The 23493-nt window shown below is 39.3% G+C and carries 20 protein-coding genes, 2 tRNA genes and 1 pseudogene (1 of these 23 cut by a window edge); 6 read left to right on the top strand and 17 right to left on the bottom strand.

All coding sequences use genetic code 11. The features are described 5' to 3' along the window. Positions 1-38: 38 nt before the first annotated feature. On the bottom strand, positions 39-1760 hold the full coding sequence (ezrA, locus tag EGX73_RS08250) for a septation ring formation regulator EzrA (protein WP_003127330.1): 1722 nt from the start codon (positions 1758-1760) through the stop codon (positions 39-41). Between the two features lie 368 nt (positions 1761-2128). Here ezrA and EGX73_RS08245 point away from each other — a divergent pair, with 368 nt between their 5' ends. Then, positions 2129-3478 carry an aspartate kinase gene (locus tag EGX73_RS08245; RefSeq protein WP_003127329.1) on the top strand — a complete coding sequence of 450 codons (1350 nt, stop codon included), beginning with the start codon at positions 2129-2131 and terminating at the stop codon, positions 3476-3478. Between the two features lie 123 nt (positions 3479-3601). Here EGX73_RS08245 and EGX73_RS08240 read toward each other — a convergent pair whose 3' ends face one another. The 3 genes from EGX73_RS08240 to EGX73_RS08230 form a co-directional block, all read right to left on the bottom strand. Further along, positions 3602-4114: a haloacid dehalogenase gene (locus EGX73_RS08240; protein ID WP_003127328.1), complete on the bottom strand. Its 513-nt coding sequence runs from the start codon at positions 4112-4114 to the stop codon at positions 3602-3604. Positions 4115-4181: 67 nt separating this feature from the next. Continuing rightward, positions 4182-5021 carry a Cof-type HAD-IIB family hydrolase gene (locus EGX73_RS08235; RefSeq protein ID WP_003127327.1) on the bottom strand — a complete coding sequence of 280 codons (840 nt, stop codon included), beginning with the start codon at positions 5019-5021 and terminating at the stop codon, positions 4182-4184. Positions 5022-5029: 8 nt separating this feature from the next. Next, a complete protein-coding gene (locus tag EGX73_RS08230) occupies positions 5030-5860 on the bottom strand; it encodes a DUF72 domain-containing protein (RefSeq protein ID WP_081132096.1) in 831 nt (276 codons plus the stop codon). A gap of 85 nt (positions 5861-5945) precedes the next feature. On the opposite strand from EGX73_RS08230, the gene EGX73_RS08225 reads away from it, so the two are divergent. Then, entirely contained in the window at positions 5946-6914 is a 969-nt protein-coding gene (locus tag EGX73_RS08225; protein ID WP_123866870.1) for an asparaginase, read from the top strand. Positions 6915-7028: 114 nt separating this feature from the next. On the opposite strand, the gene EGX73_RS08220 is transcribed toward EGX73_RS08225, so the two are convergent. From EGX73_RS08220 to EGX73_RS08195, 6 genes are all read right to left on the bottom strand, one after another. Continuing rightward, positions 7029-7787 carry an acyl-ACP thioesterase domain-containing protein gene (locus EGX73_RS08220; protein WP_003127324.1) on the bottom strand — a complete coding sequence of 253 codons (759 nt, stop codon included), beginning with the start codon at positions 7785-7787 and terminating at the stop codon, positions 7029-7031. Positions 7788-7802: 15 nt separating this feature from the next. Further along, the gene (locus EGX73_RS08215) at positions 7803-8633 is read right to left on the bottom strand and encodes a fructosamine kinase family protein (RefSeq protein ID WP_005471595.1); all 831 of its coding nucleotides are present in this window, start codon (positions 8631-8633) and stop codon (positions 7803-7805) included. A 14-nt stretch (positions 8634-8647) separates the two neighbouring features. Then, positions 8648-9424, bottom strand: a complete 777-nt coding sequence (locus tag EGX73_RS08210) for a tyrosine-protein phosphatase (protein WP_005471589.1) — start codon at positions 9422-9424, stop codon at positions 8648-8650. Positions 9425-9661: 237 nt separating this feature from the next. Next, the gene (locus EGX73_RS08205) at positions 9662-11050 is read right to left on the bottom strand and encodes an L-cystine transporter (RefSeq protein ID WP_003127320.1); all 1389 of its coding nucleotides are present in this window, start codon (positions 11048-11050) and stop codon (positions 9662-9664) included. A 338-nt stretch (positions 11051-11388) separates the two neighbouring features. Continuing rightward, positions 11389-12717 carry an aminopeptidase C gene (locus EGX73_RS08200; protein WP_005471586.1) on the bottom strand — a complete coding sequence of 443 codons (1329 nt, stop codon included), beginning with the start codon at positions 12715-12717 and terminating at the stop codon, positions 11389-11391. Between the two features lie 117 nt (positions 12718-12834). Further along, positions 12835-13851 carry an acyltransferase family protein gene (locus tag EGX73_RS08195; protein WP_005471584.1) on the bottom strand — a complete coding sequence of 339 codons (1017 nt, stop codon included), beginning with the start codon at positions 13849-13851 and terminating at the stop codon, positions 12835-12837. Between the two features lie 205 nt (positions 13852-14056). Between EGX73_RS08195 and EGX73_RS08190 the strand changes: the two genes are divergently transcribed. Next, entirely contained in the window at positions 14057-14446 is a 390-nt protein-coding gene (locus tag EGX73_RS08190) for a GntR family transcriptional regulator (RefSeq protein WP_003127317.1), read from the top strand. Then, positions 14443-15813: a PH domain-containing protein gene (locus tag EGX73_RS08185; protein ID WP_003127316.1), complete on the top strand. Its 1371-nt coding sequence runs from the start codon at positions 14443-14445 to the stop codon at positions 15811-15813. Before EGX73_RS08190 ends, EGX73_RS08185 begins: the two co-directional genes overlap by 4 nt. A 277-nt stretch (positions 15814-16090) precedes the next feature. Here the strand turns inward: EGX73_RS08185 and EGX73_RS08180 are convergent, their stop codons facing one another. Together EGX73_RS08180 and EGX73_RS08175 are read right to left on the bottom strand one after the other, a co-directional pair. Further along, positions 16091-16651, bottom strand: coding sequence for a YdeI family protein (locus tag EGX73_RS08180; RefSeq protein WP_003127314.1), 561 nt, complete (start codon positions 16649-16651; stop codon positions 16091-16093). 322 nt (positions 16652-16973) lie between these two features. After that, positions 16974-17047: transfer RNA gene (locus EGX73_RS08175), tRNA-Asn, on the bottom strand. A 174-nt stretch (positions 17048-17221) separates the two neighbouring features. On the opposite strand from EGX73_RS08175, the gene EGX73_RS08170 reads away from it, so the two are divergent. Continuing rightward, positions 17222-17294: transfer RNA gene (locus EGX73_RS08170), tRNA-Thr, on the top strand. A 168-nt stretch (positions 17295-17462) separates the two neighbouring features. Here EGX73_RS08170 and EGX73_RS08165 read toward each other — a convergent pair. From EGX73_RS08165 to EGX73_RS08150, 4 genes and pseudogenes are all read right to left on the bottom strand, one after another. Next, positions 17463-17900: a helix-turn-helix domain-containing protein gene (locus EGX73_RS08165; RefSeq protein WP_003127312.1), complete on the bottom strand. Its 438-nt coding sequence runs from the start codon at positions 17898-17900 to the stop codon at positions 17463-17465. Between the two features lie 3 nt (positions 17901-17903). Then, the gene (locus tag EGX73_RS08160; RefSeq protein WP_123866869.1) at positions 17904-19475 is read right to left on the bottom strand and encodes an ABC transporter ATP-binding protein; all 1572 of its coding nucleotides are present in this window, start codon (positions 19473-19475) and stop codon (positions 17904-17906) included. Positions 19476-19822: 347 nt separating this feature from the next. Continuing rightward, positions 19823-21432 (bottom strand): annotated as a pseudogene (locus EGX73_RS08155) (ATP-binding cassette domain-containing protein). A gap of 482 nt (positions 21433-21914) precedes the next feature. After that, positions 21915-22349 (bottom strand): universal stress protein, encoded by a 435-nt coding sequence (locus EGX73_RS08150; RefSeq protein WP_003127309.1) that lies wholly within the window; start codon positions 22347-22349, stop codon positions 21915-21917. Between the two features lie 528 nt (positions 22350-22877). Between EGX73_RS08150 and EGX73_RS08145 the strand changes: the two genes are divergently transcribed. Continuing rightward, entirely contained in the window at positions 22878-23222 is a 345-nt protein-coding gene (locus EGX73_RS08145; protein WP_003127308.1) for an iron-sulfur cluster biosynthesis family protein, read from the top strand. A gap of 100 nt (positions 23223-23322) precedes the next feature. On the opposite strand, the gene EGX73_RS08140 is transcribed toward EGX73_RS08145, so the two are convergent. Beyond that, a protein-coding gene (locus tag EGX73_RS08140) for an HAD-IA family hydrolase (RefSeq protein WP_003127307.1) crosses the window boundary here: on the bottom strand, positions 23323-23493 show its 3' portion. The gene runs 480 nt beyond the window's last position; only the last 171 of its 651 coding nucleotides appear in the window; the start codon falls outside the window, past its right edge; its stop codon occupies positions 23323-23325.

Below are 23493 nucleotides of genomic sequence, written 5' to 3'. Positions count from 1 at the left end.
TAAAAAAGCCAGACAGTTTTTCACTGCTGGCTTTTGCTTTATACTAAATCACGATTCTTGAAATAGAAGTTCTCGATCCGCTTGAAAGCACCTGGTTCGACGCGTTCCAAAGCTGTCCCGATCTCATCTAATGCATCTTGATAACGATACTCTTTCGTAAACAGATACAAACTCTTATCAATCGCTGCTTTGATGTCGGCATGTGAATGACGGTAACGGTTTGCATATTGCATCATTTGTTCTGTCAATGCAGCTGCATCCACTAAATCTTTCGTTTGTTCATCAAGCATGTCTAAATCTTCTTCACAAACTGAAACCAATTTATTGATTTCTTGCATGTTGATCCGAATTTTATTCAATTCTTTGCCTAATTCTTCCACTCGGTCAGTTGCGACAAAGAAGAATTCTAAGTATTCCCCTGGTAAGCCTGGCAAACGCTGTTTCTCAACAAAACGTTTGAGGTTACGTAAACGAAATTCGAAGTTCTCTACTTTCTCTTGTGCGACCTTTTCACCACGGCGTAGATCACTTAGCGCTTCATCGATTTCAACTTGTTGCGCTTCGACATCATCTAAAATTTTGTAAGCATCTTTATAAAAACTTTGTACTTCTGAATAAGGGATCTCATGGTTTTCCAACTGCGGCAAGTATTCATTGTTGCGGCGAGCCAATTCATCGACTTCTGTTTGGAAGCCACGAACCCGACCTAATTCATTATGATTCAATGTATAGCTTTGAGCGGTATGATCCAACTCAATCAATAATTGACGATTGTTTTTCGTCGCATGATCGATGTAGTCAACAATCACTTGACGATTTTTAAGAACATATTTCTTCGCATTGATTTCACGTTCCATTACCGTATACAAAGCATCGATGTCACTAGCTGTATCCCGATTAGCTACCTCCACAGAAGCAACTTCTGTTTTGGCTAAATCATTCATAGAATTTTCAACCCGTTTTTTCACGCGGTTGATATCTTCTTGGAAGTTAGCTTCAGGAAAGACGTATTTTTGATCCAATAATTTTTTGTATCCATCTTGGATTTCTTTTAATTGATCAGGGAACGTACGATTCAGCTCTTCATAAGCAGCTGGGATTCGTTTCATCAAATCTTCGACTTCATAGGTGTGTTGCTCTGCTTGTTCTAAAACTTCCCGAGCTTCGACCGGATCACCGGAAGTATTCAGCGTAACAAATTGAGTGAATTCAATCTCGATATTTTTGATTTGCTTTTGCAGTTCGTTATAAGCTGGACCAAATTCCTCTCCATGCTCCCGCAAGTTTTTCTTCAAATCTTCATAAACATCCAATGCTTTTTGGACTTCTAGGGAATTGCGTTCTTCACTTTCACGAAGTTCTTTCAAGCCGGCACGAATCTCTTCGACTTGACGTTCCATATCATCCATGGTTGCTTCCGCTTGTTCGATCGCTGTTTTAGCTTTGAAAAAGCGAATCCGTTCATTCAACTCTTCGACTTCAAAGATTTGGCTTTCCAGTTCCGCAAATGAGGAGGTGGAAATATCTGTCCATTGCTGGTTCCATTCTCGGAATGTGTTTTGGCTTTGACCCACCAAATGCATTTTTTTCACTTCATCGACTTCTTCAATGACCGGCAGATCAAACAGGTTTTCTTTACGTTTCTCTAAGACATCCAGTTTCTCCTGATTTTTCTTTCGCATAAAGTAACCGATCGCATATAAGATCGCCGCGATGACGACAATGGCAATAACGATTCCAAAGATGATATTAGTTCCCATTTTATGGTTCCTCCAATTTTCAAATCTACACTTTTCGTATGAAATCCGCGTTTTCACAGATCCGTTTTTGGGTATGTAAGGTATCTCAAATAAAAGGACCCACTTGTCCCTTTTCAAAAAAAGCATCTACGCTAGATTATAGCATAAAGAAAAAAATCAAGCATTAAATTGCGGCAAAAAAGATTGACTTTTTTGCGACTTCCTCCAATTTTTCATTCTTTTTTTAACAAGCTCTCTCTAAATTTCCTTGGAAAAGCCGAAATCAAAAAAGCTTTTTCCTGTTTTTTGGTGCCTTTTTTAAGAAATGCCTTGATTTCTCACTTTTGACACTGTACTCTAGAAAAAAGCTTGAACAGGAGTAATGCAAGATGAAAGTAGCAAAATTTGGTGGTAGTTCGCTCGCTTCAGCCGAGCAAGTGCAAAAAGTAGTTGATATTATCCAAGCAGATCCACAACGCCGTTTTGTTGTTGTTTCTGCCCCCGGTAAACGCCATGCAGACGATACCAAAGTGACTGATCTTTTATTAGCCACTTGTGAAGGACTAGCTGCATCAAAAGATGTCCGTCCCTTATTAACAGAAATTTATGCGCGTTATGCTGCCATCGCTGCCCCTTTTCAAGTGGCGCCTGAATTATTGGCAGAGATCCAAAGTGCTTTACAGCAGTTTCTGACATTGTCGCCTAATGATGACCCACATTTTCATGACAAGATCTTAGCTAGTGGAGAAGACAATAACGCTCGTTTGATTGCCGGAATTTTACAAGCATCCGGTCTAGCAGCACGTTACTTAAACCCAGAGGAGCTAGGGATCTTAGTCACTGATGAACCCCAAAACGCCCGGATCTTGCCAGCATCTTACACAAAAATCAATGCCTGGGCAGAAACAGAAGAAATTTTAGTGATCCCAGGATTTTTTGGGTATACGGAGGATGGAGAAATCTGTACTTTCTCTCGAGGCGGATCAGATATTTCTGGTGCATTGGTAGCTGCTGGTGTCAACGCGACGCTTTATGAGAACTTTACAGACGTCGATGGTATTTTTTCGGCTCATCCAGGTTATGTCCATCACCCAGAACCCATCAAAGAACTGACTTATCGAGAAATGCGGGAACTTTCGTATGCCGGATTCACGGTGCTGCACGATGAAGCGTTGATGCCTTCTTATCGGGCAAAGATTCCCGTCGTTATCAAAAATACGAATAATCCCACACATCCAGGAACCATGATTACCAACCAACGGAACAACTTGACACAACCAGTTGTCGGTGTTGCTAGTGATGAAGGCTTCTGTATGATCTACATCCGTAAATACTTGATGAACCGAGAAGTTGGTTTTACTTTACGCGTCCTTGAGATTTTCAAAGAATTTGATTTAAACTATGAGCATATGCCGTCCGGAATCGATGATATCTCGATCATTATGAGAGCCAATCAATTAAATCCGGTGTTGGAAGAAGAATTGCTGCGCAAGATCGCTTATGAGATCGATCCAGATGAATTACGAATGACCCACGACTTATCCATGGTCGTAGTCGTTGGCGAAGGGATGCGCCAACGAGTGGGGATCACTGCAGACAGCACAGCTGCATTGGCCCGCAAGAACATCAACTTGGAAATGATCAACCAAGGTTCTTCCGAGGTCAGTATTATGTTTGGTATCCATAAAGAACAAGAGAAAGCCGCTGTTCGAACTTTGTATTATACCTTTTTTGATTGATAGTCAGTGGCCTTTCCCAACAAAGCCGCCCCTCAAATACACTTAGAACAAAAAAACAAGATGACCCTTGCGAATGATTTTGCAAAGGTCATCTTATTTTTATGGGTGTTCACTCGTTTCAAGTCAACTCTTCATTTTTGCTACGATCTGACGTTCAATTTCAGCTTTGATGCGGGGCTCTGGAGCAAAACGTTCTTCCCAATCCGCAGGTTTCATGACTTTATGAGTCACAGGATGGTAATGGGGCATGCCATCTGGAAAAAGTTTCCCCATATTGGCTTCATGAACGATTTTCAAAATTGGTGCCGGATCGACACCCAATAGTGAAAAAGAGCCATAGGTGAAATACAAAAGATCGCATAAGGCATCGACTTGCTCGACTAACGTATCCGTCACTGGTTTTTGTTTGCTAGTGATCTTTTCTTTTGCTTGCTCGATTCCCTGATGCAGATCCGCCACTGACTGTGCGAACTGCTCGGGATCATTGTTGGCCGCTGCATACAAAAACTCAACTAATTCTTCTACTTTGAACCCTGCACGGAAACTGGCCTTTTCTGGTGTGAATGGCCGTGGTTGCTCCGGACGTGTCGGGTCAAAGGTTTGATGAAATTCTTCTGTCATTTCAAAAGGACTCATCTTCTTTCCTCCTCCGTTGATCTCACTCAATCAATTCGTGTATTCCATTTATTCCTCTAGTTATGTGTTATTCGATGATGCCATAGTGTTTCAGAGCCTGAGCGATACCATCTTCATTATTAGATGCTGTTACATAATTGGCCGCTGTCTTTGCCACTTGCTGCGCATTCCCCATAGCCACCCCAATACCAACACCTTTCAACATCTCGATATCATTTTCGTGATCCCCAAAAGCCATGGCTTCCTCGATCGCGATCCCTTCATAAGCCAAAAACTCATGGATTCCCTTCATTTTCGAGCCTTTCTTGGGGACGATATCCACTGAATAGGCATTGGAGCGTTTGAAATCACAGGAAGGCAGTTTTTGCTTTAGCTTTTCTTTCTCTGATTCGGGACTCAGCATAATGCACTGATAAATTGGTTCCCGCAAAATATCCAGAGACTGATACCGTTTGGCATTTCGATTTGGACTGAATCGCTGCAGCAATTTTTTTAGCACCCCAACGGGAAACTTCTTTGGGACGAATCGCAAATAACGTTGCATCACTGGTGATTGACTCAAACGAATCGTCAAGCTGCCAGCCACTTTGGTTTCTCCGCCAAACATTACCTGCCGATAATTTTCATCTGCATATGCAACAATTTCTTCAAGGATGTTCTTCGAGAAAGGTTTGGCATAAATCAAATTTTGTTTGGTGTAGACAAACTGCCCATTATAGGTGATGAACATATCCAAATCTAAATAATCGATGACTTTCTCTAATTCTACAGGTCCGCGGCCTGTCGCCACGCCACATAAAACACCTTGTTTTCTGGCTTCTTTGATCGCTGCTCGGGTACTTGCCATCGCTTTCCCGTTATCTGCGATCAATGTACCATCGATGTCAAAAAAAATTGCTTTAATCATATAACTCCTCAAAATAGCTCCAATTGGCTAGGATTCAGTTGTTGGTAATCGATTTGCATGGCTTCGATCAACGCGCGGGCATTGTCCGCCGCATCACCGCCAGCATTATTGTTAAAAATAACAGCAACTTCTTGTGCGTGAGCCGCTGTTTCTTCGACTGCTTGACGTAGTTCACTTAATTCTTTCTCATTGTAGCGATAGAGCGTCCGATTCTTTTTGGCGTCAGGTCCGGTAGCTGTCCAACCAACATCATTTCTGCCATGAAAACGACATACGGCAAATGCCGGGTTAGTCACTAGCGGTTCTAAAGGAACCGTAGTGGAGAGTTTCTTGGGCTCATCAACAATAACCAACGAGAACTTTTGCTTGCGCATATAGGCTTGCATCGAAGAGCGGAACTCTGGCTGATACCAACTATTATCCCGCAACTCGATTGCCACCGGATACGCTGCAAACCACTGACGTACTTCATCTAAATACGCCACACTTTCTTTCGTACACTTAAACCGGTTGGGAAATTGTGCCAGCAAACAATAAAGCCGGCCAGCATCCACCATAGGTTGAATCGCCTGCTTGAAAGCTGTTAGTGCTTCTGCCATAGACATACCTTCCGGCAAATCACCTTGTGTCGTTACGCTTTGATGCACTTTAAGAATAAAATGGAAGTTATCCGGTACCTGCGTCAACCAATTCCGCACATCCTTCTCTTTGGGTAAATAATGATAAGACGTATCCAGTTCAACCACAGGAAAGACACTGGCATATTCAAAAAGTTTTGATGTTTTTCTCTGAACAAGAGAACCATGTTCACTAAATGTCGTACAACCAATTCGAATCATTTTTCCTCACCTTGCTTGTTTTCTTATTTGATTAGTATACAATAGTTTTGGAGTTATGAGTAAAATAATCTTTGAGGTGACAAAAATGAAAAAAATCCTCGTTTTGCATACAGGTGGCACCATTGCCATGAAAGAAGATGTGTTGACCGGTGGTGTCAGTCCAGACGTCACAAACCCATTGATGGACGCCCCTATCCATATCGATGACGATGTTGAACTGACCGTTGAAGATATCTTTAATCTACCTAGTCCTCACATTGCACCTGAGCAAATGCTGCAAATCAAAGAACGCATCCAGTTGGCTCATTTAAGTGGAATCGATGGCGTAGTTGTCACTCACGGAACAGATACATTAGAAGAAACTGCCTTTTTTCTAGATACAACGATCGGCAATCAGCTGCCTATCGTCATTACAGGTGCCATGCGCTCCAGTAATGAAGTCGGCAGTGACGGTTTATATAATTTTGAAAGTGCCATTCGCGTAGCAAAATGTGATGATGCTCAAAAAAAGGGTGTTCTAGTCGTTATGAATGACGAAATCCACTCTGCTCGTTATGTCACAAAGACGCATACAACGAATGTTGCAACTTTTCGCACGCCAACACTAGGTCCCATTGGGCTGGTCACAAAAAATCGAATATTATTCATGCAGGAACTATTAGAGAGTCGCCAATTGGATGTTGATCGGGTCGATGGCTTGATTCCGATCGTTAAAGCCTATGCCGGCATGCATGGAGAACTTTTTGAGGCCTTAGCAGAATCCAATATCGATGGATTGGTCATTGAAGCCCTCGGAGCTGGCAATCTACCACCCCAAACATTACCGCCGCTAAAAAAATTCCTGGCGAAACAAATCCCAGTCGTACTAGTCTCCCGCTGTTTCAACGGTATTGCCGAACCTGTCTATGGTTATTCTGGAGGCGGAAAAGAACTGCAGGAGATGGGAGTCATCTTTTGCAATAGCATCAACAGTCAAAAAGCCCGAATCAAATTGCTGATCGCCAAAAATCGTCGGCTGCCATTAGTTGAATTACACGACTTTATGGAAAACTGATTGTTGACTTTTTTAGAAACTAAACTGACAAAAAACCGCACCTTCGCTTGTTCTTAGCAACTGACCTTTTTTAAGAGAAGGTCAATCGCTAAGAACAGACGATTGTCAGTGCGGTTAGTTGTTTTCATTATTTTTTGTTCGTTCATGCCACTTCATTGCGGCTTCGCAGTACGTCGTCTCTCCGATTCTGATCTCATGTAATGTTTCCAAATGGTTCTCATCCCGAATCGTTTCAAAATGACTTTCTACCAAGTTCCCGTACTCAACTTCTCGGTCAAAACGAATCGTTATTTCCTTCACCTGATGCGTCGTCAAAAATTCATAGCCTAAAACATCCAGCAGCCAATTAAAATACATTGCATTGTTGACGTGCTGATTGCTGTCGATATCATAAAACCGAACCCGATAAGGTAAAAAATGTCCTTTTTCTGGGGAATTGATTTTAGGATAGCGCTTGATGCGCTTGATTTTCTCACTTTCAAAAGGAGCAACGATCTCATCTGGAACACTGCTGACTTTGCGTGTTGCCAAATCCATCAATGCAAAAACCGACTCGATCTTCACTAATTCATTTCCTTGGGCGTCGTGCAGCCAGAAATAGCGGTAGCAAAAATATTTATTGTATTCTTTTGCTTGTGTTGAGACCATGATCTGTTCCCCGACCATCGGCAACCGATTGACCGTGATATGGTAAGTAGTAATGATCCATGTCAGTCCAAAAGAGCGAATGTATTCTGGCCCACGCTCCAATACTGCACTTTGCTCTTCGGATACTTTGATTGCCACTCCCAACATTGCTGGAAACGTCATTGTCTGATTGATATCGCACTCATAATAAGCGACTTCATGTTCTTTTTGATACTTTGCTACCATCTTGCCAAATGCCTCCTAATATCTACTCAAAATCTCATCTACATTATTGCCGTAACTTTCACCGAATAGATTCAAATGAACCAATAAATAGTACAACTGATACACAGGAACCCGCTCTTGCCAATTTTTTTCCAGCGGGAAGACTTGCTGATAGCGTTGGAAAAATTCCGGACGAAATCCGCCGAATAATTGCGCCATCGCCAGATCAAGTTCGCGATCACCAAAGGATACAGCCGGATCAATGAAAACTGGATCACCCTTCTGATCAAACAGCACATTGCCGCGCCAAAAGTCACCATGCAGTAAAGAAGGTTGAACCTGTCGACCTGACCACTCTTGATACAGCGTTTCTTTCAGATTTAGGTACTTATCTTCTCGGCGAGGATTCCAATGATTTCCTAACTTGGCCAATTCCACCTGAACGTCTAAGCGGCACGTGGTATAAAAACTCACCCAATCCTCTGCCGCGGGATTCACCTGCGGCAATAAGCCAATAAAGTTGTCCTGTTCAAATCCAAACGTTGGGCTTGTTTGCCGATGGATCTCAGCTAAAGCAGTGGCGATCGACTCTTGATCACCTTCACCAACATCGATCCATTCTAGCAAAAGGTAGGCGCCATGTTCGTTATCTCCATATTGATAAACGGCGGGTACGCGAACATAGGGACGTAATTGTGCCAATCCTGCTGCTTCTGCTTGAAAAAACTGCTGGGATACTCCTGGATGATACTTCAAGAAATACTGTCTTTCTTCTGACCGCAACCGGAACGTCTGATTCACGTCACCCCCGCTGATCGGCGTTAATGTTCCAGATAACCCAAACTGGGCAAGCAATTCCTGATTCATGTTGGACACATCCTTTACTCGGTAAAGTGGGCGTGAAAATACTCTTTTTCGTCTTTTGTGATTGCCAGTCCTTCTTTTAAATACTGATCCACCGTGCCAAATTCTTTTTTGATCGCTGCTAAACTTTCATCAAGAAAACTTTCTTTTGCACTCATCAATGTGGTGATGGCTTCAAGAACTTCAGGCGGCATTTGCTGCGCCATAGGGGCAAATTTCTCTTTTAAAAAAGGCCCCAGATAGCGATTCGTTGCCAGATAGTCTTGTTTGATAGTTGATTGATCCACCTCTAATAAAGATAAGAGCAGAAATGCCCCGAAGCCTGTTCGATCTTTCCCTGCTGTACAATGAAATAGGGTTGCTCCTGCTTCCGCATTTTCTAATACCAAGTCAAAAAAATGACGGTATTGCTTTCGAGCATGCGGACTTTCGACAAAGTGGCGATATACCTTCTTCATCTGATCTTCTGCATCATCCCCATCTGCCAGCTTTTGCTTCAATGTCTCTGGTGATAAGGAAACCATCGTTTCATCTTCGCTAAAAATCGGCAAAAAGAACTGCTGGGCATAACGGATTGGCTGATCTGGCTGTGCTTTGGCTTCTTCATAGGAACGAAAATCAATGATTTGATTGATGCCATAGTTGCTCAATGTTGCTTGATCTGTCTCAGACAGCTCATTGATCGCGGCACTACGAATCAGTTTTTTCCGCTTAATGGTCTTCCCTGATGTCGTTTTATAACCGCCTAATTCTCTGACATTTGCTGCATTTTCTAACTGAATCAGTTGTGTCATCTTGATCCCTCCTGCGCCTGTATACAAAAAGTATAGCAGAAACCCATAAAAAAAGCGGTGAATATTTCTTTATTATTCTCTCATCTACTAAAGATAGCGGTCAGAGTAAGCCATAATGACACATAATAACAATAGTGACTCTGATTTTTGGTCACAAAAAAAGAAAGACCACACGCAGTCTTTCTTAATAAACACTCTTTTGTTATCACTTGATTTTAGTAGCGGCTTCTACTTGAATCAATCGGCATCAATCACAGCAGTTTGACTTTCAAGTGTTGCACGATCTAGTTCATGGATACGACTGCTAGTCACCACACCGGCAACCATGCTGTCACTGACATTAACCAGTGTTCGAGCCATATCGATCAGTGGTTCAACAGAAATGACTAGACCAACGATTGCGATCGGCAAGTTCATTGATCCTAAAACGATCAATGAAGCAAAGGTTGCCCCACCACCGACACCAGCAACACCAAAAGAACTGATGGTTACGACCGCCACCAAAAGCAGGATAAACTGCCAATCAAAGACATTGATTCCTACCGTAGGCGCTACGATCGTGGCTAACATCGCCGGATACACACCAGCACAGCCATTTTGTCCAATTGACAAGCCAAAGCTACCAGCAAAATTGGCGGTTGCTTCGTCGACACCTAGCGCTTTTGTTTGCGTTTCGATATTCAATGGCAACGCACCGGCACTTGAGCGTGAAGTAAATGCAAAACTTAACACTGGAAAAGCTTTCTTGAAATAAGTAATTGGATTGACTTTTACACTCGCTAACAACAAGGAATGAACGAGCAAGACAATGATCAATGCTGCATAAGAAGCTAAAATAAATTTCCCAAGATTTAGGATCGCTTCGAAATCACTTGATGCTAGAACATTTGTCATCAACGCCAATACACCATAAGGAGTCAACCGCAACACAAGTGTGACGATTCGCATCACGATCTTGTACAAGCTATCCATTAGATCAGCAAACGTTTGCGCCTCTTTCGGGGCTTTTTTCTTCACCCCTAAGTAGGCAATCCCTACAAAAGCAGAAAAAATTACCACTCCAATCGTACTCGTTGAACGTGTCCCAGCTAGATCGGCAAAAACATTATTCGGAATAAAGGATACGATCTGTTGAGGAATTGACAAGTCTTGGACTTGGGTAGAACGTTCTGCCAACTCAGCGATCCGTGCGGTCTCCGCTGCGCCTTCAGTAAAACTCGCACCGTCTAAACCAAACAACATAACCATCACGATTCCGATCAGTGCAGCGATTGCTGTCGTGCCCAACAAAGTAGCCAACACAGTAAAGCTGATTTTTTTGATTTTTTCGCTTTCTTTCATCTTGGTAAATGCCCCGACGATCGAAACAAAAACCAATGGCATGATCAACATTTGCAGCAGTGCTACATAGCCGTTCCCCACCATTGTGATCCACTCTAGTGATTGGGTGATCACTTCCGAGCCAGTTCCAAAGATCGCCTGTAAGATACCACCAAAAAGTATCCCGACAAACAACGCTGTAAACACTCGTGTAGAGAATTTCAGATGACGCTTTTGCATCAGGTAGAACCCATAAATAAGGGCAGCAAAAATAAGTACAACAATAACTATAAACAGATTTGTCATTAGTCTCCTCCTTTAACATTAAGTAAAATGACAAAGTCTGTCAGTGGAAGTAAAGGTTCCCAGTGACCATTCTTCAACAGTTCACTCTAATGAGACGTGTGGCATCATTAGTGACTGTTTTATTTTATAGAAAGAATGGCGATCTTACAATTAATAAGTTTCACATTTTTCTGCTAAAGATCATAAAAATGGACAAAAAAAGCTGTGACAGCGCAGCTAATAAACGGTCCATCAAACAAATTGGTCTACCTGATAGAAAATGAACCGTTTCTATCTCAGTCCTCGTAAAATTTGTTCGATCGTCTCTTAACATACGCCCACAGCTTTTCATTTCTTCATTATGCTAAAGCTCCCATAGGGTCCCAAGGAGCTAAGACTTGCGGCTCTGCTTCAAAAGCAGCGAGTTGTTCGGCCGTCAAAAATTCCTTGCGAACAACGATTTGATAGGTGTACTCATCCATCCATTCATCACTCATTACAAAAAATCCATTGGTACCGACTTTTTCTCCCCAGCTGTTTTCGACTTTCCATTTTGTTGATTTGCCATCAACGATGTCCACACCAGTCAAGACCATCGCATGGGTCATCAGACTTTCACCATAATCTAAACGTTGAGCTTTCGTCATCGTGAAATCGATATCGAATAAGTCGTTCATATCATACGCATCCAATGCCATGATTCCAGAATCACGGGTAGAAGATTGCCCAACATCACAGCCAAACCAGACAGATTCTCCTTGTTCTAATTGGGCAATCGCCAATTTTTTGAATGTTTCCATATCCACATTCAAATATTTCACTTCTTTACCTCCAACAACGTTCCCCAACATTTCCACTGTATAGGACTTGTTATAAGGTTTGTCAGCAGTAGGGGCGTTGATGATGCTTACATAATCATCCAGATCTACCCCTACATATTTGTCATAAAATGTTTGCGGCGTCAGTCCGCGATCAATATGATAATTTTTCTCTTCATCACGGTATTCAAAGTCAAACGTTTCTGGTGGAGTCCCCAAAGAAGTCGCTAAGAAATTGTAGATTTCTTGTAGCATCCCTTCTTTTGCTTCTTGAATAGCTGCTTCGGATTGTCCATCCGCCACTAATTGGCGCAATGTCCCAGCATCTTTGCGCAATTTTTTGTTCAAGTAGTTGTTCAAGTCACGGGAATTCGATGAATTACTGCTTTCTGGCATCACTGCTTTTGGCACGACACCATATTTTTGAAAGATCGACACGATCATATCCCATTGTCCGCCATCTTGTTGGGGTGTTTGCAGCAAGAAAGCAACCTTGCGGCTAGATAAAGGCTCTTGTGCTGTTGCCAAGACATTTTCATAAAAATAGTTGGCTTTTTCATATTTATCCCAGAAAAAAGTATGGTTCTGTGACAATTCAAAGTCCTTCAAATTAAAGGCATTCAACATTTTGTGACGGAATGTGTTCAATGCTGCAAACATCCAGCAGCGACCTGATTGTTTTTGGTTTGACACTTTGCCAGTCGTCACATCAACTGAAAAGACTGGTACATTGTTGACATGGCCTTGAATCGTTTCTGCTGAAGCAGTGATCCCGTTTTTGACCACGCCTCTTTGCAGTGCATTTTGCTTGTTATTTTGCTGATACGCTTCAGCAAATTTTTCAGTAGTATTTTTGGAAATTTCTGACATATTTCTCCATCCTTTCACTTTATTCTCTTCATTTTACTCTTGTCCAAATCAAATAACAACCGCCTGAGCAAAAGTCTGGCAGATCCAAACTTGCGAAGGCGGTGTTTCCATTTAGATTCAGTTCGCAATCATGAAGATACCCAAGCCCAATAGGACAAAAGAAATCCCTTCTTCAAAACGGGCGTAGAACTGCCGAACAGGTCTGCTGGCTAATAGGATCGTCAGTAAAACACTGACGACGATCAACGCCATAAATCCGAGCAGTGACAAGTTTAGTTCAGTGATTGCCAGTGCTCTCAATCCTTTAATAAAGATCCCTTGCAGCAAATAGACTAACAGTGTGTTCTTGCCCCATTTGGTAAAAAACAGCTGTTGCCGTGGGACGAGTCGCAGAAAACCAATGATCCCCAGCAGTCCAATCACAAAGAACACCCCTCGTAATGGTCCTCCGAACAATGGATAGCTCAGATAGTCTTCATAAGGTTTCGAGCCAAAGACCATGTACTTATTCATCCCATGGAAAAGCGCAATAAACAAGTAGATAATCGGCAAGAAAACCAGACTGATTTTTTTTATTCGTGTTCCTTGTAAAAACTGCATCTCATTTTTAGGAAAATAAAAACCGATGATAAAAAATGGTAGAAAGACAAATGTCCGCTGCAGTGTCAGAACTTGATTAATAAAAGGGAGGTAACCAGCAAAAATGCTCAGCAGCACACTAAGCAAGATGGCTTTTCTGGCAGTCATTTTCTGAAAAAAGACGAGAGAAAGCTGCCAAAAGAACATGCTGAGTAAGAACCACAATGCCCATTGAGGGTTGAGCAGCTGAATATTCAACGACGCGTCAAGTCCAATCACCCAGTAATAAACTGTATAAAAAAGTTGAAAAAACACATAAGGAAGTAGAAACTTTTTGACCAGATCTCGAACTTTTGAACCTTTTGTGAGCGGTTTGGCAAAATAACCTGCTAAAAAAACAAAGGCTGGCATATGAAAGGTAAAAATAAAATAGTACAGATCATGATAAAACTTGTGATCACCAATGAATGGTTGCAATAAGTGGCTGAAAACCACTAAAATCATTAATAAAAATTTTGCATTATCGAAGTAAGCCGTCCTCGGGGAGTGGCTCATAATGTCTCCTCCTTTATTTTTTCTAACTAAAAGCATACCGTAATATTCAGTCACTGCGATAACAAAGTGATTGCAAAACAGCAACGAAAAATTTCAGTTTATTACTCCTAATGCTGCGAAGTGAGTTCCTTATAGAGAGGATGATTATTGATTGCATGTTCCATCTATTTGTATTAATATAGATAATACAAAGGAGAGAGCGCCAGTGCAATTCGAAATCAAACCTCAAAGCAATACACCCATCTATCAACAATTACGCGATCAAATCATTCTTGGGATCGCAACAGGCGAATTAGCTGTCGGCGAACTACTTCCCTCTGTCCGTCAACTTGCAGAAGAGATTGGCATCAACACGATGACTATTTCTAAAGCCTATAATTCACTGAAAGAAGACGGGCTGCTGATTACCGATCGGCGCAAAGGAACTGCTGTCGCAGCGCCTCGCAGCTTTACCTTCTCCGAAGAAGAATATTATCAACAACAGCTGCAGCTGCAAGTAGCCTCTGCATTGATTCACGGAAAAAGCGAAGCAGCGATCATTGCCGATATTCAGCAATGTTTAGAACAGTTTTCTGAAAGGACCGAATTGAAATGAATTACATTTTCTTTGGCATAAATCTGATCGTCATTTTTTCTATCGCTTTTACAATGAATCTGCTCAGTAAGCCCCACAAAAACGTATTATTGGAAAATACATTATCTCCTGATCACTTGCAGCATCCGGACGTTTTGGCGTTAGTTGCTGAATACCGCCGCCGTATTATGCAGTTTGTCGGTATCTTAAGTGTAGCAAGTCTGATTTTTTTGTTCAATTTATATGGCTCTATCCTCATGACCTTTTTCTGGCTGCTCTTGTTTTTGCTTCTGGGGGCAAGCTACGTCTTACAAATTCATTATATTGGAAAAATGCACGAACTAATTGAGCATAAGAACTGGGGACTCCCTATCGATCCTGTTTTAGTAGACACCAAATTGATCCAGCAAAAAAATAGAAAACTGTTGCCATTAGTCAGTTTTCTTCCATCATTGTTATTAGTCATTGCTGGTGTAATTTATTTCCCTACCGCGGAGAACGGACCCGGTTGGCTATTCAGCCTCATCAACTGCTTGATCTTTTTGCTTTTCCTCTATTTATGGCAAGTGATTCGCCGCTTACCAGTACGTCCATTGACGAAGGATTTTCAAATCAATCAACAGTTCAATGATTTAACGAAATTCTATTGGTCCCTTCTGGTCGTCTTAATGAGCACGGGCACACTGCTATTGTTTTTTGTTCCACTGCTCTCGACCCAGTTGACGGGGGTAGTTGGAGAGTTATCCGCTGTTCTTTTCGTCTTGTTACTGGTCTTCTTGATGGTCGTTCCTTTTGGGCTATTGCTGCGATTACGAAAAAAACAAGATCAATTGTTGGCTTCTACGGAACAACGGTATTATGATGAAGACCGTTATTGGCGTTATGGCGTGTACATTAATCCAACAGATCCTCGATTATTTGTCCCTGACCGCGTGGGGTTGAATATCGGTATCAATTTAGGCAAAAAGACCGGAAAAGGTTTAGCAATCGGCACCGGCATTCTGATGATCGCGATCATGGTTGTCACTATCGTTCCTTTGTATCAATTAGATTTTAATCCTGATGCAATAAGTGGAGAGATGACAGATCAATCCGTACAGTTTGATGCCCCATTAGCTAGCCGACAAACGATTCCGTTGGATGAAATCAGAACAGTCACGCTTGTTGATACACTTCCAGAGCCAACGGTTCGCACAATGGGGATGGCGACAGATCATTACCTGACAGGCAACTTTAACGTTGCTGGTCAATCTGCGAAACTATTCATGGACAAACGATCGCAACCCATTCTTCGGCTCTCGACAGCCGATATCACGATCTACTATACGAACAAAGACGCCTCTGAGACCGTCAAACTGTATGAGACTCTGGAGCAAAAGCTTCAGTAGGCAATAAGAAGATATTTAGCAAGCAAGACAAACAAGCGAAGCGACACCTGCAATTAGTAAAAATTGCCCGAGTCGCTTCGCTTGATTTTTCATGCTTCTTAGCTATCAGGACTGTGCCATATGTCATCATCCAACAAGTTAAACCGAATAATAGTCTGTTGCTAGGATAGATTCCTCTGACTTTTGCGACGAGGAGTCCCTGCACCGCAGGAGCAATAATCATTAATGTTCGGATAGTGTTACTTGTAGGAGACTTATGGCACAGTCCCAAAAATCGCTACATTGGTTTCAGATTCTTCGCTAGCCGTTCAATCATCCAAGACAAACGCTTTTCGCGTCCAGTGTCGGTTTTTGCATCATAGTATGCCCGCGTGTAGGTCTTTTTGACAGAGAGAGACATTGCTTGGAAATTTGTATAAGCTGCCTCATGTTTCTTTAATAAGCTTGCTACGGTATAGATTTGTTCCTCCGAAATCTTTGGAGACTGAACCGCATCCCATTGACCGTTTTTCTTGGCCTCTTCTATTTTTCTTCGACCATAATCAGTCATTAGTCCTTGGCTTTCCAATGTTTCAGCTAGTGCTTTGTTTTTTTCTGACCACTTGCTGTTCTTTCTGCGCCTCGCAAAGTATTTCTTGTATGTTTTATCATCAATCTTTTGCATGACGCCATCGATCCAGCCAAAACAAAGCGCTTCTTCAAGTGCCTCGTGAGCCTTTATCGTCTTAGGACCGCCAGCTTTTCCGATCAAAAGCCAAACCCCTTCACTTGATACACCATACTCTTGAAGCCAGTCACGAAATTCATTTCTATTTGTAAATGTAATGCTGTTGTCCATAGAATCCCTCTCATCTTCTTTATCCACTTTGGACACCTTTTTAAGGAAACTGGGTCTTGACTTGCGCAATAGTCGAATGAGTCATTTTCCAATAAATCACTGTGGGGTAGGTCAACATATAAGCATCGTAAAGCAGCAGACAACTATCGAGTCTCTGAAATAAAGTGACTTCCCTATGTCGACTGCTTTGCTTATCCAAAAAACAAGTAGCCGCAAGGAGATAAACTGTTGAATCTATCTATAAAGCAACCCCCCTGAATTTCAGGGGGGTTTGCTTTACCCATCCATCATCTTTTCATCAATGGGGACGTTTTATTTATGACTCCGGCAGTAGGACTCGAACCTACGACATCATGATTAACAGTCATGCGCTACTACCAACTGAGCTATGCCGGAAGAATCTACCTGTAATATAGCAAATATTCAGATAAGTTGGCAAGTGAAAAAAGAAATTTTTGCTTCTTTGTCTTGTTGTTCACCTTTTTTGACAAAAAATCCCAGTACTCTTGAAAAAATGGAATTGACAAACAGCAGGCTTTCAGGTATTCTATATCTTGTGTTAAATAACAAGCCGCTTTAGCTCAGTTGGTAGAGCGCATCCATGGTAAGGATGAGGTCGACGGTTCAAGCCCGTCAAGTGGCTTTCTCAAAACAACGTTCTTGGGACGTTGTTTTTTTGTTTGCAGTTAGCACCGATGATTTTCAGTTGCTCCTTATTTCAACAACGAAAATGATAAACGGTCCATGCATTGCATCACTATTTCACACTGTTCATTATGTTCATTTGAACAATCATAAATATCAATGATTCTCAAGAATAACTTCTTAGCCTATTATTTATCCAGTCACCAAAACTAGCTACGTATTCTATAGGGCCTTGTATTATTACTCTGGCTTGTTCTTTAGAAATTGCCTGATAAAAGAACTGTCGGTTTTCTCCATCGTATACATTGTTATATTGATTCAACAAATCATTTTTTAAATTTTCAACTAACCTCATACTAGAGATTGGAATATTAATGACGAGTATTGAACCCGTTTTAAAATGATTCTCGTTTTCAAAAAAGTTAGTAACAGGGTTCTCAACTGACTGACCTATAAAACGATACACTTCGGATTTCAAAAATTTCCATTGTCCACCAATCTTTTGCCCTTTTAATTTACCATCAGACAAGTAGTTTCTAATAGTTCTTGTAGTTACTCCCAATGCATCCGCAACTTCAGATACACTTAGCAAATCGTGATTCATAGTTTATCTCCTTACATTAATAATTTTGTTCGCGTATTTCTTGAATGATTTATCATGGGTTGTATATAAAATAATTTTCTCTTGTGATTTGATTGTAATGAAATTCAATATTGCATTTGCAGATTCTTTATCTATATTACTAATGCTTTCATCTAAAATATATAATTCTGCATCAGATATAATTAATCTACATACTGCAATTCTTTGTTTTTCTCCTCCAGATAAATTCGCACCATTTTCTAATAATACACTATCCCAATGCTTTTCTTTAAATATCGGACTTAAAATACCAGATGTTTCAATCAAATATTTTTCATCTCTGGTTAGTTTTCTTCCCATTCCTATATTATTTTCTAATGACGTAGACAAAATCGTTGGATCTTGTGAAATATAAGCAATTTTATTCCTTAAACTTGAATTTTCCAAGCTGTTAATTTCTAATCCATTGATCTTTATTCCTTTAGATTTTCTAAATTTCAACATCAGTCTCAATAGAGAAGTTTTTCCACTACCAGAATCTCCTTCTATATAAACTATATCCCCTTTATTCACTACTTCTTTTAAATTATAATTAAAAATTTGTTTATTTATTAAAAATGATGGGAAATTAAACTCAATATTGTTTATATTTTGTATTTTTATTTCCCCATTTTCTTCACGTAATAAGTCAAGATTATTCTTAATGAACTCACTAGAAATAGTTAAAGATTTATAATCTACATTTGCCTTAGATAAATCACTTAAAGCGGAATAATACATTGGAATAACAATACTTAGAATAATTAAATTTCCCACAGGAAATTCATTTTGAACAATTAATATACTCGCCCAAATATAAGTCATATTTTGAACCAATTGATTAATAAAGACAATAGCATTACTAGTAACTTGTGCATATTTATTATTATTTGCTAATGAATCATACATTGCAATCATCTTTGGTTTAAGCAGATGTTCTAATGCAGATACATTAGCTTGGGATTTTATATTATCCACATTTGATAATGTCACAATTAAATCTTTATTTGCACTTGCAGCATCTTTTTGCATTTTTTCCATTCTAATAGATAATTGCTTGTTAATATGCTTAAAGCCAACTAAATTTAAAGGAAGTAATATCAATAAGAGCAAAAAAATTTTCCATGATATAAATCCAACAATTCCTAGAGATAACAAAATTACAAAACATGACTTTACTATAGTCGATACACTATTAATCAAAAATAAATATAAAGAATCCACTGAAGTAAATATACGATTAATTAAATACGTGGGTTCTTTTTCAATAAAACCATCATAAGAAATTTTAGTCAGCTTACTTATCAGTTTGAACAAATAATTCGAATTAAACTTTGCTGCAAAATTTTCTCTATACACGAGCATGAAAGTCTGCAATAAGAAAGAAAACAACATAACTATAACTATAAAGAGCATTATCTCATAGGTTAGTTTGATCTTATTTTCATTAAAATATTGTATGAATAGAGGAGTAATCATTGATGTTAAAGAGCCAATAACAACTAATAGACTGGTTATTAATACAAATTGCTTATTTTCTTTTAGAACATTTTTCATATTTTTTCCTCTTTTTCGTTTTATTTTTCATAATTGTACTCTTTATCATTTATAAAAGTCAATTATTCCCCTTAAATTAGGAAAAAATACGAAAAAACAAAACGACACTTCAATTAGAAAATATACGAACACCTGCCTTGAATAAAGCAACTACAAACTATTTAAATAGTACGTGTGGGAAATTAGTTGGAAGTGGGAAATTAAATAGTTACGGAAAACAGGAAAATGGAGAGTTATTGCAGAAAAAATAAACTAGCATAAACATTCCCAGCTTATTTCGTATTCAGACCTTGCTGCTCTCCAGTTAGTCGTAGTTAGTCTATTTACTCCGTATACGGTGAAATCACTTATCTGATTTTATAACCATTACTAAGTACGATTACTTCATCAACAATTTCAAGGTTTTTCGGACGATGGGTAATCATAAGGACGATCCTATTCTTAAATATTTTCATTACTTCTTTGAGCAACTTTTCTTCGGTTGATTCATCCAATGCCGAAGTGGCCTCATCTATCACTATCATCTCTGCAGTAGAAAAGAACATTCTCGCAAACGCAATACGCTGCTTCTCTCCACCAGAAATATTAGAACCTTTTTCACCAATTCGTGTATCTAATCCTTCTTCAAGTGAATGATAAAAATGTCCTAATTGACATTTCTCTAGTGCCTCTATTACTTGAATATCTGGTATATTTTTGTCAAAAACAATATTTTCTTTTAATGTTCCCTGAAAAATAGGAGCATCTTGTGAGAGATAGAAAGTATGATCGTAGTATTCATTTAAATTATACGAAGATAAATTCTTATGATTCACAAAAATATCTCCACTAGTGGGTTTGAATAATCCCAATATAACTTTCATCAAAGAAGATTTCCCAGCTCCACTTTCTCCAACAAGTCCAAAATTTTATCTTTCTCTAAGTCTAAATTGAAATCTTTCAATATTCGTTTGTTTTGAATGGTTAAATTTAAATTGGTCAGACTGATAGTTGCTATGGATTGTATAGGTGCTCCTTCGATGAAGAGGCCTTCATCATTTGAAGTATCATAAAAATCTTGTAATCGTTGATATGTAACTTTATCCAAATGATATTGGACAAAAACTACATTGAAGATAGCAATTGGTGTATAAACTCTATCGACATAAGTAACCAACGCGACTAATCCACCTAAACTAATAGATATAACGTTTGCAAATGTTAATATAACGATGACTAATTTAATGACCGCAACTAGAAAAGCAAAAAAGCCAAAGAAAAATTTATGTATCATTGTCATTTTTATTAAATTGTTTGTTGTAGAAATTGACATTTCGTGATAGTTAGCTATTTCTTTTTTATAGCGTTTATTTATTCGAAAAGTAACCATTTCTGTGATGCCACGTATTAAAGTATTATTCATTATTTCTTCAGAGATTAGTGAGTTTTCTTTTATAGCTTTTAATATTTTCAACAAATACTTGGTTACAATAAAGATAAAAATGTAGCCGATTAAAATGGCTGGAACTAATTTTAAATCGATTATCGCTATAAAAAACAAATTAAAAAAAGTTTCTGGTATTAACTCTCTAAAAAGTCTTCCGTAAAAGTTTAAATGAATGTTTCTACCAGCGCTTGACCCAGCCTCAACTTTTTGCAAAAGCGAGCCCGAACCAATCTTTAGATATTCCGAATAGGAAATTCTACTAATCTTGTCTAATGCCATTTCTTTTAAATAAAAGAAAATACCACTTTGGAGTTTCATTTTAGGCTTTTGTTCTAGATAAGAAAATATTGGAACGAAGATAATTGTCAATCCATAAATCACTAGATTTAGAATAGACATGCTTTGACCAAATGCATCTAGCAACTTTTGAAAATAAAACACATTAATAGCACTTACTAAAGAAACTGCTACACCAATACCGACATAAACTGAGAACTCTATTTTGAAGCGCTTCCAAATTTTTGTAGTCATTTTTCTCCACCATTCTGATACTAAAATAATCTGTTTCCTTCGTTTTTCACATAGTATGTATGCAACTAAAATTTTACTTCATGGCGGGATGAAATTCTAGCAATAAAATAAAGAGAAATCTGTACAAATTATAGATATAATCACAAAACAGCACTATCATTGAAGCTAAAAAATATTATTTTGTTTTCAAACAAATCCAATTGCTTGATTGAAAAGAATCAAATCTAAAATCATCGATAGATACACTACTGCTGTCCATAATACTTTCCTCATGTCTGAATAAAAATATAAAAGTTTTTCTCAAATCTATATCAACTAGATATAGTACAACTGCACTAGATTTTGTTGTATTCACCATGTGTGATTCCTATCTGATAAATCAACTTAGACCTATCAGATTACGTTATCCAAAACTTCATCAAATAAAAAAGGGAAATCAGCAGTTACCTGATTTCCCTTTTTTGATCAAACAAATCAATAGTTTATTTCACAACAAATACCGAACATTTTGCATGGTTGACGACATAGTCAGTTGTCGATCCCACTACAGCTCTTGTGAGAGTTCCTTTACCCGTCGCACCAATCACGATTAGATCAATTGGATAAGTTTCTGTTGCTGCATGGATGATAAATCGCTTAGGGTCTCCTACCTCTACGATCACCGCAACGTCTTCGACACCATGGTTATTTGCATCATAGATTTTCTTTAGCATCTCGGTTTCAACCCTCGTCTTTTCCTGTTCAAATAGCTTTGAAAAAGAATAAGCACTCGTTGAAAGCTCTGCATTGTTAATGATTGAAAGGACATACAGTTTGGCTTTGTTTCGTTTGCAAATATCGACAGCTTCCCAAAAGGCCTTTTCTGATTGCTCAGAACCATCTAACGCAACGAGAACATTTTGACATGTACGCAACATTTTTATCCCCTCCTCTTTAGTTTACCACATTCAAGTGACAGCTGAAAGATTCATGAATGAACTGCTTTGTTATTTTTATTTTTTCTGTTCCAATTGCATGCAATATATGTTTTTTTTACTTCATTTCCCATGAATAAACCTTAAACATCTACAAAGATTTCTAGAATTTCATTCAAACAGGCTCTTTCATGCTAGAATCATAGTGAACAACTGATTTGAGGTGAAGACAATGCGTCAATTCTTTCAAGCCCTGTTAACTTTTATTCTGTATATTGGTCTTTTTTTCGTGATTCTCGGATTGATAGCCTACTTCTTACTACGATAGGAACGAAATAACACCTGAGTCTTTGCATCTTAGCATTTCCATGTTAAAATAACAAAAGAAGCAGTGTGCCCTTTTAGTCGTCTTCCCCAAGCTAACTATCTGGTCCAATGCTTTTCGTTATCTGTTTATAAGTTTTTTATGTTCAAGTCAATCAGCCAACAAAGAAAAATAGCAATTGCTTTTATAGAAAGAAGGTACTAGAAATGGAGCTAACGATTACCACAGAAGCAGCACAACGTCTTCCACAAGGTACAACTCAATTTATCTTGACAGCCAATGATGGTTCCAACCAGTTTTCCTCTGCTGAAGGCTGCTGTATGATTGGCGAGCGTTTCTTGATCGCACCTATTGAAGAAATCATTGTTCCTTTTACATTAGAGATCCCTAGCAATTTGTTTACTTTCTATACTTCTGAGTACGACACAATGTTTTTAACTGGTCACCTCGAGTTAATGGTGCATCCGACTTCCGGCACCCTCGTTTTGAAAAATGAGAGTGGCTATCTGGATAATAACGTCTTAGTCCTAAAAACTACTACCATCAAATAACATTCATGAGCTTAAAAAAGAGTCGAAGTAAGTCCCGCTACTAATCAAACATCGCGGGGATAATCACCTTTCTTCCTCTGTTCTAAGCTCTTTTTTGCATTTATTTTCCAGCATGATCCATTCTGATCAATTCCAGCAAATCTAGGGGTTTTTCTGCCAAGGCGACTGCTCCTGCAGAAAGTAGTTCTTCCTCACTACCAAATCCATAAAGAACACCGATCGCGGATAACCCATTGGCTTTTGCTCCTAGAATGTCATGGCTTCGATCACC

It is taken from the genome of Enterococcus sp. FDAARGOS_553 (assembly GCF_003812305.1).
In the GTDB taxonomy this organism is placed as follows: Bacteria; Bacillota; Bacilli; order Lactobacillales; family Enterococcaceae; genus Enterococcus_D; species Enterococcus_D gallinarum.
Note: the sequence above shows the minus strand (reverse complement) of the source record. Positions and strands in the feature narration are given on the sequence as shown.

What these genes read in the sequence shown, in the direction of transcription:
- EGX73_RS08145 (WP_003127308.1), top strand. Translation starts at nt 22,878, where the DNA reads ATGGAGCTAACGATTACCACAGAAGCAGCACAACGTCTTCCACAAGGT.
- EGX73_RS08215 (WP_005471595.1), bottom strand. Translation starts at nt 8,633, where the DNA reads ATGAATCAGGAATTGCTTGCCCAGTTTGGGTTATCTGGAACATTAACG.
- EGX73_RS08200 (WP_005471586.1), bottom strand. Translation starts at nt 12,717, where the DNA reads ATGTCAGAAATTTCCAAAAATACTACTGAAAAATTTGCTGAAGCGTAT.
- EGX73_RS08195 (WP_005471584.1), bottom strand. Translation starts at nt 13,851, where the DNA reads ATGAGCCACTCCCCGAGGACGGCTTACTTCGATAATGCAAAATTTTTA.
- EGX73_RS08240 (WP_003127328.1), bottom strand. Translation starts at nt 4,114, where the DNA reads ATGAGTCCTTTTGAAATGACAGAAGAATTTCATCAAACCTTTGACCCG.
- EGX73_RS08210 (WP_005471589.1), bottom strand. Translation starts at nt 9,424, where the DNA reads ATGACACAACTGATTCAGTTAGAAAATGCAGCAAATGTCAGAGAATTA.
- EGX73_RS08165 (WP_003127312.1), bottom strand. Translation starts at nt 17,900, where the DNA reads ATGAATCACGATTTGCTAAGTGTATCTGAAGTTGCGGATGCATTGGGA.
- EGX73_RS08225 (WP_123866870.1), top strand. Translation starts at nt 5,946, where the DNA reads ATGAAAAAAATCCTCGTTTTGCATACAGGTGGCACCATTGCCATGAAA.
- EGX73_RS08230 (WP_081132096.1), bottom strand. Translation starts at nt 5,860, where the DNA reads ATGATTCGAATTGGTTGTACGACATTTAGTGAACATGGTTCTCTTGTT.
- EGX73_RS08160 (WP_123866869.1), bottom strand. Translation starts at nt 19,475, where the DNA reads ATGAAAAATGTTCTAAAAGAAAATAAGCAATTTGTATTAATAACCAGT.
- EGX73_RS08150 (WP_003127309.1), bottom strand. Translation starts at nt 22,349, where the DNA reads ATGTTGCGTACATGTCAAAATGTTCTCGTTGCGTTAGATGGTTCTGAG.
- EGX73_RS08185 (WP_003127316.1), top strand. Translation starts at nt 14,443, where the DNA reads ATGAATTACATTTTCTTTGGCATAAATCTGATCGTCATTTTTTCTATC.
- EGX73_RS08235 (WP_003127327.1), bottom strand. Translation starts at nt 5,021, where the DNA reads ATGATTAAAGCAATTTTTTTTGACATCGATGGTACATTGATCGCAGAT.
- EGX73_RS08245 (WP_003127329.1), top strand. Translation starts at nt 2,129, where the DNA reads ATGAAAGTAGCAAAATTTGGTGGTAGTTCGCTCGCTTCAGCCGAGCAA.
- EGX73_RS08180 (WP_003127314.1), bottom strand. Translation starts at nt 16,651, where the DNA reads ATGGACAACAGCATTACATTTACAAATAGAAATGAATTTCGTGACTGG.
- ezrA (WP_003127330.1), bottom strand. Translation starts at nt 1,760, where the DNA reads ATGGGAACTAATATCATCTTTGGAATCGTTATTGCCATTGTCGTCATC.
- EGX73_RS08205 (WP_003127320.1), bottom strand. Translation starts at nt 11,050, where the DNA reads ATGACAAATCTGTTTATAGTTATTGTTGTACTTATTTTTGCTGCCCTT.
- EGX73_RS08220 (WP_003127324.1), bottom strand. Translation starts at nt 7,787, where the DNA reads ATGGTAGCAAAGTATCAAAAAGAACATGAAGTCGCTTATTATGAGTGC.